Consider the following 13,173-nt stretch of genomic DNA (forward strand, 5'->3'; position numbering starts at 1 on the left):
GCTTACAGCGCCACGTTCGGTTACAGCGCCACGTTCGGCTACGGCGCCGTGTTCTCGCCCGGGACCACCACGCCCGACTCGTAGGCGAGCATCACGGCCTGGGCCCGGTCGCGCAGGTTGAGCTTGGTGAACACGCGCGCCACGTGCGTCTTGACGGTGTGCTCGCTGACGACGAGCCGCTGCGCGATCTCGCCGTTCGACAGCCCGCCCGCGATCAGCACGAGGACCTCCGTCTCCCGCGCCGTCAGCGTCGCGAGCTCCGACGGCGCCTGCGGGCGGTTCCGCCGCTGCTTGGTGAACTCGCGGATGAGGCGCCCGGTCACCTGCGGGGCGAGGAGCGAGTCGCCGCGCGCCACCACCCGGACGGCGGAGACCAGCTCGTCGGCCGTCGCGTCCTTCAGCAGGAACCCGCTGGCGCCGACGGCGAGCGCCTCGTAGACGTACTCGTCCACGTCGAACGTCGTCAGGACCAGCACCCGGACGTTGTCCGACCCGGGCAGCGCCAGGATGCGGCGGGTGGCCTCGATGCCGTCCATGCCGGGCATGCGGATGTCCATGACGACGACGTCGGGGCGCGGGAGCCGCTCCGCGATCCGGAGCGCCTCGCGCCCGTCGCCCGCCTCGCCGACGACGGTGATGTCGTCCTGCGCGGCGAGCAGCGCGGCGAACCCGGCGCGGACGATCGTCTGGTCGTCGACGATCAGCACGTTGATCACCGGCGCCGCCCCGGGCGGACGGCGGGCGCGGACGGCGCGGCCGACGCGGACGGCGCCGGGTCAGCGCCGCCCCGGAGGCGCCTCGGAACCGTGTGAACCGTGTCCACGGGTGGAATTCCCCTCCCTCGTCACCGGAAGCTCGGCCTCCACCAGGAACCCGCCCTCGGCGGCCGGGCCGGCGGAGAACCGCCCGCCCAGCATGGTCGCACGTTCCCGCATGCCGACGAGGCCGTGTCCGCCACCGGACTCGGGTGCAACGGGGGACTCCAACCGGGTGTGTCCGCCGTCCACGGCGGTGGGGCCCGCCGGGTCGAGGACGGCGGTACGGGACTCGGGGTCGTCCCGCCGCAGCACCCTGGTCTGCGACGACGGGGGCTGCGGCGACGGCCCCGGACCGTCGTCGCGGACCCGGACCGCCAGCCGGTCCGGCAGGAACATCAGATCGACGTGCACGCCCGCGCCCGGCGCGTGCCGCCGCGCGTTCGTCAGCGCCTCCTGGACGATCCGGTACGCCGACAGCTCCACCGTCGTGGACAGCCCGCGCGGGTCGCCGTGCACGGCGAGCTCGACACGTCCGCCCGCGCCGCGGTGCTGCTCGATCAGGTCGGGCAGTCGGTCGAGCCGGGGCTGCGGGGAGTTCGCCGCGTCCGGCTCCGGCGTGGCGTCGGCGCGCAGCACGCTGAGCAGCCGCCGCATCTCCACCAGCGCCTCCCGCGCGGTCTTGGCGATCTCGCTGTACCCGGCGCGGGCCTCCGGCGACAGGCTCTCCATCGTGTACGGCGCGGTCTCCGCCTGCACCGCGATCATGGAGACGGAGTGCGCGACGACGTCGTGCAGCTCCCGCGCGATCCGGGCGCGCTCGCGCATCACCGCCTGCTCCCGCTGGACGGCGGTGAGCCGGGTGAGGGTCTCGTTGGTGCGCTCGGCGGCCTCCGCCTCCGTCCGCCCGGCGGACTCGACGACGCGGCGCGCGTCGCCCAGCCCGATCGCGGCGAGGACGGCGATCAGCACGGCGGGCCAGGGGACGTCCCGGAGCGTCGACGTCGCCAGGTACACGACCGCGACCGTGACGACGCTGCCGACCGCGAGCACCCCGGCCGACTGGCGGGGCAGTTGGCGGCCCAGCGCGTACAGCGTGTAGAGGGCCGCGAACCCGCTGGTGACGAGGAGGATCTGCCCGGTCAGCAGGCTCGCCGAGACCGCCCCGAGGACGATCGCCGCGACCGGCCGCAGGTTCTCCCGGCGCCAGCAGAGCGGCAGCGTGGCCGCGACCGCGAACCCGCCCGCGAGGCTGACCGGCGACTCGCCGCTCGGCGCCAGCTCGGCGAGCGCGGCGACGGTGAGCGCGAACCCGGTGACCGGCGCGAAGTACCAGGAGCCGACGACCTCGCGCCAGGTGCCGATCCAGCGGGGCAGCGGCGCCGTCGCCCCGCCCGGACCGCCCGGACCGCCCGGACCGCCCGGACCGCCGGTCGCGCCGCCGTTCAGCCGCGCGCCGAGGCGCAGCGCGAGCGGGCGCAGCAGCGTCCCGATGCCGGTGAGGATCCACAGCAGCAACTGCCCGACGCCCGCCACGATCCGGCCGGACAGCCGCCACGCGTGGTGCGCGACGGCCGGGCCGAACCCTGCGGGGCCGGATCCGGTCTTGGGCTTGTCATCGGAGGTCACGACTCCATACTGACCGTTGGGCCGAGGTATCACCTCACCGCGCGGATGTATGCGGACGAGGCGGATCCGCCTCTGGTACCACCCGCTTTCCCTCCTTGAGGGGGACGTGGAGAAGAGGCTCGCGAACGTAGTGTTCTAACCGTGACCGCAACGGCAGCGGCGCCGGCGTAGGGGGTTCGGTGCGGCTGCCGCGGTCACACCAGAACCACCCGGTTTCAGGGGTCCGGGTGGGGAGGCATGGGAAAGCACCTCGCCGGACGGTCTGGTACGCGCCTCTCAGGAGGCAAAGCCGGTCTAGCCTGGGCTGGGGTCGGCCGGCACGGCAACGGCCGCCCGGCGAGGGGTCCCATTGTCGGGAACGACGCCCCTCGCGGAACGGCGCCCCCGTTTAGAGGACGCGCCACACCCCCTCCCGGACGACGCACCCGGCCGAGCGTTCAGGCCAAAACTCAGACCGAACGCTCAGACCAAACTCAGACCGAGCGTTCAGGCCGAGGTCCAGACCGAACGCTCAGGCCGAGACTCCGCACGGGCATGACGCCGAGCGTCCCGCACCCGCGTTCAGGACGTGGGGGATTCGGGGGCCGTCGCGTCCGGGACGCTGACGCCGGCGCGCGACGCCTCGTCCAGCGCGGGCTCCAGGTAGATGAGCTTCGCCTCCGGGAACCGCTCGCGGATCTTCGCCTCCGCCGCGTCGATGCCGCGCGCCACGTCCGCCGCCGTGTCGTCGTGGTTGACGGCGATCTTCGCGGCGATGAGCAGCGCGTCCGGGCCGAGGTACTCGGTGCGGATGTGGATGACGTGGTCGACCTGGTCGACCGACTCCAGCGCCTCGATGATCGCCCGCTCGTGCTCCGGGTCGACGCCCTCGCCGATCAGCAGGCTCTTGGTCTCGATCGCGAGGATCGTCGCGACGGCGCCGAGCAGCAGGCCGATCGCGACGGTGCCGACGCCGTCCCAGACGCCGTCGCCGGTGGCCACCGCCATCGACACGCCGAACAGCGCGAGCAGCAGGCCGATCAGGGCGGCGAGGTCCTCCAGCAGGACGACCGGCAGCTCCGGCGCCTTCGCCCGGCGGATGAACGCCCACCACGACTGCTCGCCGCGGATGGCGTTCGACTCCTGGATCGCGGTGCGGAACGAGAACGACTCCATCCCGATCGCGATGATCAGGACGGCGAACGCCCAGATCGGGGACTCGACCTTCTCCGGGTGGGAGATCTTGTGGTAGCCCTCGTACAGCGAGAACGCCGCGCCGACCGTGAACAGCACGACCGCGACCACGAAGGCGTAGAAGTAGCGCTCCCGGCCGTACCCGAACGGGTGCTGGGGCGTCCGGTCCCGCTCGGAGCGCTTCCGGCCGAGGAGCAGCAGCCCCTGGTTCCCGGAGTCCGCCACCGAGTGGATCGACTCGGCGAGCATGGACGACGAACCGGTGAACGCGAACGCGACGGCCTTCGACACCGCGATCCCGAGGTTGGCGGCCAACGCGGCGACGATGGCCTTCGTTCCACCCTCAGCACTCATCTCTACGCAATCCTCGCTTTGAGCTCTTGAATGGCAGACACGGGAGTGGGGTCCACCCCCAGCGCGATAGCCAAGTAAACCGTGACATAGTCGCCCAGCGCGATCAGTGTCGCGATTCTCTCCAGCGGGTGTTCGCCCTCGGCCGCGATCTCGGTGACCGCCACGCCCCGGCCGCGCGCCAGCTCGGCGGACGCCTCGCACCGCTTGCGGACCTGCGGGTGCTCGTCCGCGTCCCGCAGCAGGACGAGGTGCAGCCCGTGCTCCGGGTCGTCCGACCGGTCGCGGAAGAAGTCGTCGGGATCCTCCGACGAGACCCGCCCCCGCGCGAAGTGCCCGTCGAACGCCATCACCTGGTTGTGCTGGGCCTCCGGGACCTCGCCGAACACCCCCGGATACTTGGCGTTCTCGTTGAGCTGGCAGCACATCCGGTAGGCGGCCGTCGCCGCCAGCGCGGACGACCCCCACACCAGCGGCACGTCCCCCGCCAGGTCGAGCGCGATCCGCTTGGCCGGGTTCACGAACGGCTCGCTGGACGGACGGCACCGGAAGGCGACGTCCTCCAGCCGCTTCGCCGTCGACTCCAGGACCGCGTCGGGCACATCGGCGAGGCCGAGCGCCCGCGCCGCCAGCAGCACCGGGACGGTCAGCCCCCACAGCGTCGCGCGGGGCTGCCCCACCGACCGCACCGGGACGAACACCCCGCGGGTCATGGCGGCGAGTTCGGCGAGCGGCGAGCCCTCGCCGCCGACGAACAGCAGCCGGCAGCCCCGGCGGGCCGCCTCCGCCGCGACGTCGAGGGTCTCCTCCGTCCGCCCGGAGCAGGACACGGCGACGACCAGGTCGGCCGCGCCGACCCAGCCGGGCAGCCGGTAGCCGCGCACGGTCGTCACCGGGACGGCGCAGCCCGTCCCGCACACGGCGGCGAGGACGTCGCCGGAGATGCCCGAGCCGCCCATGCCGACGACGACGATCGCGCGGGGACGGCCGTCCTCGGCGAGGACGCCGACGCCCGCCTCCTCCGCCGCGCGCCGCGCCTCCCGGACCTGCGCGGCGGACGAGGCCACCTGCCGCAGCATCCCGCCGGGGTCGGCCGCCTCGGCCGCGTCCGCGTCGTCCAGCCGGGAGGGGTCGAGGCCGGGCGAGGTCACGGAGCGGGAGTCCTCGCCTCGTCGACGAGCAGGACGGGGATGTCGTCGCGCACCGGGTAGGCGTAGCCGCACGTGCCGGTGCAGACCAGCTCGGCGGCCGCGTCGTCGGCGCGCAGGCCGCCGCCGCAGTTCGGGCACGCGAGGATCTCCAGGAGCCAGGAGTCCAGGTGCATGGTCATCGCAGCGTCACTCTCCCTCACTTCTTCCTCACCAGGGCGAGGACCTCGTCGCGGACCGCCGCCATCGTCTCCTCGTCGCCCGCCTCGGCGTTCAGGCGCAGCAGCGGCTCGGTGTTGGACGGCCGCAGGTTGAACCACCAGCCGGCGGCGTCGTCGGCGACGGTCAGGCCGTCCAGCTCGTCGACGGCGACGCCGGGGCGCCCGGCGAACGCCTCGCGGACCTGCGCGGTCGTCGCGTCCTGGTCGGCGACCTCGCTGTTGATCTCGCCGGACGCGACGTACCGGGTGAACTCGGCCATCAGCGCGGAGAGCGGGCCGTCCTGCTCGCCGAGCGCGGCCAGCACGTGCAGCGCGGCCAGCATGCCGGAGTCGGCGAACCAGAAGTCGCGGAAGTAGAAGTGCGCGGAGTGCTCGCCGCCGAACACCGCGCCCGTCTCGGCCATCGTCTGCTTGATGAACGAGTGCCCGACGCGGGTGCGGACGGGCGTCCCGCCGTGCTCGGCGACGATCTCCGGGACGGCCTTCGACGTGATCAGGTTGTGCACGATCGAGGAGCCCGGGTGCTTCGCCAGCTCGCGCGTCGCGACCAGCGCGGTGATCGCGGACGGGGCGACGATCTCGCCGCGCTCGTCCACGACGAAGCAGCGGTCGGCGTCGCCGTCGAAGGCGAGCCCGATGTCGGCGCCCGTCTCGCGCACCTTGGCCTGCAAGTCGCGCAGGTTCTCGGGCTCGATGGGGTTGGCCTCGTGGTTCGGGAAGGTGCCGTCGAGCTCGAAGTACAGCGGGACGAGGTCGATCGGCAGGCCCTCGAACACCGACGGGACGGTGTGCCCGCCCATCCCGTTGCCCGCGTCGACGACGACCTTCAGCGGGCGGATCGACGACAGGTCGACCAGCGTCTTCAGGTGCTCGGCGTAGCCCTTGAGGATGTCGCGGCGGGTGACCGTCCCCGGTTCGCCGTCGTAGGCGGGGACGCCGTTCTCGATCAGCTCGCGGATCTCGGTGAGGCCGGTGTCGCGGCCGACCGGGCGCGCGCCGGAGCGGCAGAGCTTGATCCCGTTGTAGCGGGCCGGGTTGTGGCTCGCGGTGAACATCGCGCCGGGCAGGTCGAGGCTGCCGCTCGCGTAGTAGAGCATGTCGGTGGAGCCGAGCCCGGCCTCGATCACGTCCGCGCCCTGGGACGTCGCGCCCCGCGCGAACGCCTCGGCCAGCGGGACCGACGACTCCCGCATGTCGTGGGCGGTGACGACCGCGTCCGCCCCGGTGACCCGGACGAACGCCGCGCCCGCCGCCTCGGCGGTCGCGGGATCGAGTTCGTCCGGCACGACGCCCCGGATGTCGTACGCCTTGAAGATCTTGGCGAGGTCGCCCACTCCTGCTCCCTGTTCGAAGAACCCGGCCCGAAGAAACGAAGAAACGGGGTTCCCGAGCCTACCGGGACGGACGGTCCGGCCCCGCCGCGACGCCGCCGACGGAGAAACAGGTTCCGGCACGGGATCACGCCAGGCGGGGCCCGTAGGGGCGTGTCACTCCTGGCCGGGCTGGGTTCCCGCGGGTTCGGAGCGGAGCACCCGCAGGTGGCCGCGGCGGCCGACCTCCGTGCCCTGCCCCACCGGCTCGTGCGTGCCGCCGGGGGCGGGCTTGGCGGCCTCGCGGACGGCGTCGGCGAGCGCCTCCAGGTCGTCGGCGCTGGGCTCGGTCTCCTCCTCGACGGGGAGCCGTACCAGTTCCCACCCCATCGGGGCGGTGAGCCGCTCGGAGTGCTCGGCGCAGAGGTCATAGCAGTGCGGCTCTGCGTACGTTGCGAGCGGACCCAGGACCGCCGTGGAGTCACGGTAGACGTACGTGAGCGTGAACACTGCGGGCGCCTTGCAGGCGGTACGAGAGCAGGTGCGGACGGGGCTCACGATGGCTGACCGTACCTCCGTCCCAGCGGCTCCGCCACCACCCGGGCGCACGTGTCGCCGTTACCGGGTGATTTCCGGGGTAACAACTACATTCCGTGTGGTCTCAAACTCTCACCGTGCAGACAGGGCCCGTCTGCGGCGCGTGGGGTGGAGGTACGCTTATCGGGTGCGATCCCGTCTGGCAGGCGTACGGCGCCGCGACCGGCACGGCCGCGGCGTCCGCGGTCCGCTCACACCCCCGCAGGCGCCGGTCTCCCGCACCCGCGCGGAGCGGTTCGACGACCTCGTCGACGACGAGGTGCGCCGGCTCGGCCGCCGCTGGGGGCGCGAGCTGGCCAAGGTGCGTTTCACGGTCGAGGACGTCCCCGGCGTGGAGCCCTGGTTCGAGGGGCCCGTGCCGCTCGGCCAGACCGTCCCGGGCGAGGGCGACCGGCCGGTCCGCATCACGGTGTTCCGGCGTCCGGTGGAGGCGCGGGCGAAGGGCGAGACCGAGCTGGCCCGGCTGATCCGCGACCTGCTGGTCGAGGAGGTCGCCGACCTGCTGGGCCTGTCCCCCGAGTCCGTCGACCCGAGCTACGACAGCCCGGACGACTGACCTCGAAGGCCGCCTCAACCCGGCGTCAGCCCGCTCAGCCCGGGGTCGTAGCGGTCAGCCCGGCGTCAGCGCGCTCTGCGAGTCGGCCGTGCCCGGCAGGTCGATGGTCGTCACGGCGGGCACGATCGGCAGGACGGTGAACAGGAACTCGTCGCCCTTGCCCTTCGACAGCGTCCGCGCCGCGTAGACGGGACCGGAGCCCGCCTTCGGCGTGACGATCACCCCGAAACTCCCGCCCCCGCTCGGCGCCGCGAGCTTGGACTCGACCGTGTGCCCCGCCGGGACGCCGATCTCCTGCGGCCCGCTCCTGCCCTGCGCGTTCACGGTCGTGACCTGGACGGTCGCCGCGCCCGCCGGGGCGCTGAGCACGAGCGTCGAATCGAACCGGTTGTCCGCGACGATCCCCGGCCCGGCCGCGCCGAGCGGCGCGGCGGCCGCCCCGTAGGCGACGTCGGCGCCGCGCTCGGCCGCGAACCCGGCGAGGACTGGACGGTCCGAGACGAGCCGCACCGCCGCCGCCCGCCCGGACAGCGCGCCGTCGAGCGCGAGGGACGTGACGGTCTTGGCGGGCGCGTCCAGGACGTCCTGCCCGGCCGGGACGAACGTGCCGTCCTTCGTGACCACCTGCACCCTGACCTGGGCGTCCGCGTCGCCCGGCACGGACACGAGCAGCCGCCGCGCCCCCGTCCCGCCCGGCAGCCCCGGCACGATCACGGACGCCGCGGGCGCGGGCGACGCGGGCACCCACTCGACGCCCTTGCCCTTCCCGGCGCGGACGCGCAGCGACGCCGCGATCCGCCCGCTCGTCGTCCGGACGCGCAGCGCGAGGTCGGCGGCCGACTTCACGATGCTCCCGAGGCCCTCGTCCGACTCGCCGATCCGGACGACCTTGGTCGTGTAGGGGTCGACGCGCGTGCCGCGCCCCTCGACCGTGTCGAGCGGGCCCTCGCCGGACAGCGCGGCCAGGTCGACGGACGCGGGCTGCGAGTCGACGTTCGTCAGGTAGAGGACGACCTGGTCGGCGGCGTCCGGGCCGGGCCCGATGAACCACGTGTCGGTGGCGGGCGCGGCGCAGCGGGCCCCGGCGAGGCCCCGGTCGTCGCCGCTCCCCCGGTCGGTGGTCTGCTCGGCCTCCAGCCCGGCGGCGAGGGCGCCGGTGGCGCGCAGCGTGTACGAGTCGTCGCCGGACGTCGTGTCCTTGCCCCACCCCTGGCCGGGCGAGGTCATGGTGGCGAGCGCGGAGCCGCCCTTGGTCGGGGCCATGTCGGCGCGTCCGGCGCCGCGCTGCTCGCCCGCCGACTGGACGGCGAGCCGCCCGCCCTCATGCCCCGGGCACACCAGGACCGCCGACGTGACCGGCGCCCGCCCGCCCTTCTCGGCGGCCTCGCCCGGACGGGAGTACGCCGCCGCCCCGTACAGCGCGGCGACCGCGACGAGCATCAGCGCGGCGGAGGCGTAGCGCATGCCGAACAGGCGCAGCACCCTGTCCAGGTTCACGAGACCTCCTCAGGGTCGGGGCTGGCTTCCTCCGCGGGCGGCCCCGCCGTGAGCTCCTTCACGGCACGTGGCGCCGCGAGGGCAGGCGGCTCCTCCGAGACGCGCGTGTGCGTCCCGCGCCGCCGTCCCTTCCGGCCCCGGCCGTTCCGTCCCCGGCCGCGCCGCCGTTCGCGCTCGCCGGTGAACAGGAGGGTGTCGCCTCGCGCGCCCGGTAGCGCCAGCGCCGCGACGACCAGGACGGCGACCGCCTGGATGCCGATCCACACGTGCCGCGTCGTCATCGACCGCGTGAGGGCGAACTCGCCGCCGCCCGCCGGGATGTCGTAGCCCTGGGCCCAGCCGTCCACCTTGCGTTCCTTAAGGCCGCGGCCGTTCAGGGTGGCCCGCCATCCGCCGTCGGACGGTTCGGCCAGCAGAAGCGTGCGCGGCCCGGTGCCCGCCGGGATGCGGACGCGGGCGTCGATCCGTCCGGCGCGCAGCGGCGTGACCGTGCCGCCCTCGACGAGCATCATCCGCGCCGACTGCGCCTGGAGCCGCCACACGGCGAACGTCCCGGTGCGGCTGAGGCGGGTCAGCTCGGGGGCCGCGTCCAGGACCTTGGTGACCGGGTCTTTCGCGGGTTTCGGCACGAGCAGGTACTGGACGCCCATCCGGGTCAGCGCGGGCCCGTCGTCGCCCTCGCGTCCGGCGGCCAGACCGGCGACGAGCCCGGCCAGCCGGTCGGGGCCGGGCCCGGTAGCCGCGACCTCCGCCTCGCCGAGCCGCGGCCGGGCGTCGCGGACGAGCGTGTACGACACGCGCCCGTCCGGGTCGGTGCGCAGAACGAGCGTCCGCGGCCCGCCCGGCCCGTGGACGAACGCGGGCACGACGTCGGGGTCGACGCCGCCGAGCGGGCCGTCCGCGCCGCGGACCGTCCAGAACCCGGCGGCGAGCAGCGGCGCGGTGAGCGCGGCGGCCAGCACGACCGCGCCGCCCGCCTTGTAGATGAGGTGCTGCCCGGCGAGGGCCTCGGTCGCGCGCTGGACGACGGCCGTCGCGGCGAGCAGCGTCCCGGCGCCCGCGAACAGCAGCGCGGCACCGGGCCAGACGGGCGCCTCGTCCGCACCCTTCGTGACGACGGCGGCGCTGGCCAGGACGGCGACGAGCAGCCCGTAGACGCCGATCAGCCAGCCCGCGAGGACGGTGTTGCGGCGGGTACGCAGCGGCAGCGCGCACACCGCGACAGCGAGCAGTCCGCCCAGCGCCCACCACGCGGGCGTACCGGGCCCGCCCGGGTCGAGGGCGAGCAGCCCGGCCGCGCTCGTCCCGGACTCGAACCGCCGGTGCAGGCCCGCCTCCAGCAGGAACCGGGACGGGTGCAGCAGCAGCCCGACCGTCCACGGAAGCAGGAGCAGGGGCGGGACGCCGAGCGCGATGAGCAGGTTGCGGCGGCCCTCGCGGCGCGGCCGGTCGAACAGGGCCCAGACCGTCCCGGCCGCGAGCACGGCGATCAGCCAGGTCAGCGGGACGAACGCCATCGCGACGGCGAGCAGCAGCCCGGCGGCCCAGGCGGCGCGCCCGGCGCGCTTGCGGCGCGTGCGGGCGTCCAGCGCGGCGTTCTCGGTACCGACCGCCGAGCGCGGCAGCCCGTACACGCGGGCGACGTTCACGGCGATCAGCGGCAGCAGGACGTGCACGACGGCGGTGCCGAGCCGTCCGCCCGCGACGGCGCCGGTCGCGGCCGGGAGCAGCGCGTACGCGGCCGCGAACCAGGCCCGGACGGCGCCGACCGGGATGCGGCGGCCGGTGGCGCGGGCGCGCCGGCCGGTCCGCGCCGACCCGGTGACGAGCAGCCGGGACGCGCGGTAGGCGGTGAGCCCGGCGAGCGGCACGCTGCCGAGCAGCAGGACCGACACGGCCAGCCACGGCTTCCCGAACAGCGCCGTGGACAGCACGGCCAGCACCCCGACGTACGGCGGGCTTCCGGCACCGCTGCCGAGCCCGACCGGATGCCACCCGGACACGTACTGCGCCCACAGGTCGCTCGCGCCGCCCCACGCGGGGACGAGCGCGCCGCCGCCGAGCCGTCCGGCGGCGGTCAGCAGCGACCGCTCCGCGACGCCCGCGACGGCGGCGAGCGCCAGCACGATCAGGACGCCGGGCCGGGCCAGGAACCGGCGGATCGGGCCGGGCTCGTCGACGGTCGGGTCCTCGTCGTGCTCGTGGTCGCGCTCGTGGGCGGCGAGGAACTCCGAGACCGCCTCGGCCGCGCGCCGTCCGACCACCCATCTGGCCTGGAACCTGCGGACGCTGCGGTACACGTGCTTGCGCCCGTCCGCGCGGGCGGCGCGGGCGCGGCGGACCCGGCCCGGGTCGCGCAGCACGTCGCCGAGCGCCCGCAGCTCCTCGCGCGCCGCCCCCGGCTGCTTGGTGACCAGCATGAACAGCGCGTGGACGAGCGAGGCCCACACGTTCCGGACGACGGCCCGCAGCATCGCGCCGAGCGGCTGGTTCGCCAGCAGCGTGTGGACGGCGTTGCGCCGGTCGCGGCGGGCCGGGTGCTCGGCCGACATGCCGATCTCGCGCAGCCCGCGCCGGGCCGCCTCCGCGTGGTGGACGACGGCGTCCGTCGCGGTGACGACGCGGTGCCCGGCGGCGTGCGCCCGCCAGCAGAAGTCGAGGTCGTCGCGGAAGAGCCCGTAGTCGACGTCGAACCCGCCGAGCCGCTCCCACACGTCCCGGCGGACGAGCATCCCCGCGCTGCCGACGGCGAGGACGTCCCGGACGCCGTCGTGCTGCCCCTGGTCGAACTCGTACGGGTCGAGGCCCGTCACGCGGCGTCCGGCGGCGTCGACGCTCACGCCGACCTCGCGCAGGACGCGGCGGTCGTCCCAGTCGCGGACCTTCGGGCCGAGGACCGCGATGCCCGGGTCGGTGTCGGCCGTCCGCAGCAGGTGGGCGAGGGCGTCGTGGGCGGGCGCGCAGTCGTCGTGCAGCAGCCATACCCACTCGGTGCGCGGGTTCCCCGGCTCGTCGTCGGGGACGGGCGCGGACGCGGCGTCCTGCCGGAGCGCCTCCGCGACCGCCTCCCCGTAGCCGGTGGTGCGCGGCAGCGTGAGGACGGTCCCGTCGCCGATCACCTCGGCGAGCAGGGCGGGGCCGCGGTCGCGGCTTCCGGTGTCCACGGCCACGAGGCGCTGCACCGGACGCGCCTGCGTCAGCAGCGCCTTCAGCGTCTCCGGAAGCCACCGTGCGCCGTCATGCGCGACGAGGACGGCCGTGACGACATGGCGGTCGAGAGCGTTGCGGGCCAAGAAAACGTTCGATCTGTGGGGGGGACGACGGGGAACGGCCGCGTTCGCGTGGGAGAACGACAGCAGCCGTGCCGGCACGGAGCCGACACGGCTGCACACTGTACGCGCGGACCATGTGAACACGCTTCGGAAACCGGAGATCCGGCGGCCCTCCCCCGTAGAGGGCCTCTCCCCGTCGGCCGGTCCCGGCGCCCGAAGCCGCGCTGGTCGGACGCGGCGCCGTCGCGCGTTGGACGTCCTGTCCCGGACGTCGCGCGCTGGACGTCACGCGTCAGACGGCCTGCCGCTTCAGTTTGCGGCGCTCCCGTTCGGAGAGCCCTCCCCAGATGCCGAACCGTTCATCGTGCTGCAGCGCGTACTCCAGGCACTCCGTACGCACCTCGCATGCCCGGCACACCTTCTTGGCCTCCCGAGTGGAGCCGCCCTTCTCCGGAAAGAACGCCTCCGGGTCCGTCTGCGCGCACAGGGCGCGCTCCTGCCAGCCCAACTCTTCACCGTCTGTGCCGTGCGCCAGCGGGATGACGACCTCGCTCACAGCGCACCTCCCTGCCCGTGGAACCCCCTGGTCAATGCCTCCCCCCGGGGTTCATTCCCCTGAGAGCGCATTGAAACTACACCGACGAAATTACACGTGTGTAGCGCC

Annotated in this window: 11 protein-coding genes; 1 reads left to right on the forward strand and 10 read right to left on the reverse strand. The window is 74.5% G+C overall.

From position 1 onward, the window contains the following. Positions 1 to 38: 38 nt before the first annotated feature. From FXF68_RS07260 to FXF68_RS07290, 7 genes are all read right to left on the reverse strand, one after another. Positions 39 to 716: a response regulator gene (locus FXF68_RS07260; RefSeq protein WP_148354199.1), complete on the reverse strand. Its 678-nt coding sequence runs from the start codon at positions 714 to 716 to the stop codon at positions 39 to 41. A 60-nt stretch (positions 717 to 776) separates the two neighbouring features. After that, positions 777 to 2,384 carry a sensor histidine kinase gene (locus tag FXF68_RS43690; protein WP_246178384.1) on the reverse strand — a complete coding sequence of 536 codons (1,608 nt, stop codon included), beginning with the start codon at positions 2,382 to 2,384 and terminating at the stop codon, positions 777 to 779. A 561-nt stretch (positions 2,385 to 2,945) separates the two neighbouring features. After that, complete coding sequence (locus tag FXF68_RS07270; protein WP_148758058.1) at positions 2,946 to 3,911, reverse strand: cation diffusion facilitator family transporter; 966 nt, start codon at positions 3,909 to 3,911, stop codon at positions 2,946 to 2,948. A 2-nt stretch (positions 3,912 to 3,913) separates the two neighbouring features. Continuing rightward, on the reverse strand, positions 3,914 to 5,059 hold the full coding sequence (locus tag FXF68_RS07275) for an SIS domain-containing protein (RefSeq protein ID WP_246178387.1): 1,146 nt from the start codon (positions 5,057 to 5,059) through the stop codon (positions 3,914 to 3,916). Beyond that, positions 5,056 to 5,238: a Trm112 family protein gene (locus FXF68_RS07280; RefSeq protein WP_067901080.1), complete on the reverse strand. Its 183-nt coding sequence runs from the start codon at positions 5,236 to 5,238 to the stop codon at positions 5,056 to 5,058. Before FXF68_RS07280 ends, FXF68_RS07275 begins: the two co-directional genes overlap by 4 nt. 17 nt (positions 5,239 to 5,255) lie before the next feature. Next, positions 5,256 to 6,611, reverse strand: a complete 1,356-nt coding sequence (locus FXF68_RS07285) for a phosphomannomutase/phosphoglucomutase (RefSeq protein WP_148758059.1) — start codon at positions 6,609 to 6,611, stop codon at positions 5,256 to 5,258. Between the two features lie 153 nt (positions 6,612 to 6,764). Beyond that, entirely contained in the window at positions 6,765 to 7,145 is a 381-nt protein-coding gene (locus FXF68_RS07290; RefSeq protein WP_148758060.1) for a DUF3499 domain-containing protein, read from the reverse strand. A gap of 166 nt (positions 7,146 to 7,311) precedes the next feature. Here FXF68_RS07290 and FXF68_RS07295 point away from each other — a divergent pair, with 166 nt between their 5' ends. After that, positions 7,312 to 7,740 carry a metallopeptidase family protein gene (locus tag FXF68_RS07295; protein WP_246178388.1) on the forward strand — a complete coding sequence of 143 codons (429 nt, stop codon included), beginning with the start codon at positions 7,312 to 7,314 and terminating at the stop codon, positions 7,738 to 7,740. Positions 7,741 to 7,794: 54 nt separating this feature from the next. On the opposite strand, the gene FXF68_RS07300 is transcribed toward FXF68_RS07295, so the two are convergent. The 3 genes from FXF68_RS07300 to FXF68_RS07310 all read right to left on the reverse strand — a co-directional run bounded on the left by FXF68_RS07300 (position 7,795) and on the right by FXF68_RS07310 (position 13,065). Further along, on the reverse strand, positions 7,795 to 9,237 hold the full coding sequence (locus tag FXF68_RS07300) for a DUF5719 family protein (protein ID WP_148758061.1): 1,443 nt from the start codon (positions 9,235 to 9,237) through the stop codon (positions 7,795 to 7,797). Then, positions 9,234 to 12,530 (reverse strand): glycosyltransferase family 2 protein, encoded by a 3,297-nt coding sequence (locus FXF68_RS07305; RefSeq protein ID WP_148758062.1) that lies wholly within the window; start codon positions 12,528 to 12,530, stop codon positions 9,234 to 9,236. Before FXF68_RS07305 ends, FXF68_RS07300 begins: the two co-directional genes overlap by 4 nt. Positions 12,531 to 12,801: 271 nt before the next feature. Continuing rightward, on the reverse strand, positions 12,802 to 13,065 hold the full coding sequence (locus FXF68_RS07310) for a WhiB family transcriptional regulator (RefSeq protein ID WP_021594342.1): 264 nt from the start codon (positions 13,063 to 13,065) through the stop codon (positions 12,802 to 12,804). Positions 13,066 to 13,173: the final 108 nt, after the last annotated feature.

It is taken from the genome of Actinomadura decatromicini (assembly GCF_008121305.1).
Lineage (GTDB): Bacteria > Actinomycetota > Actinomycetes > Streptosporangiales > Streptosporangiaceae > Spirillospora > Spirillospora syzygii.

What these genes read in the sequence shown, in the direction of transcription:
- FXF68_RS07270 (WP_148758058.1), bottom strand. Translation starts at nt 3,911, where the DNA reads ATGAGTGCTGAGGGTGGAACGAAGGCCATCGTCGCCGCGTTGGCCGCC.
- FXF68_RS07280 (WP_067901080.1), bottom strand. Translation starts at nt 5,238, where the DNA reads ATGACCATGCACCTGGACTCCTGGCTCCTGGAGATCCTCGCGTGCCCG.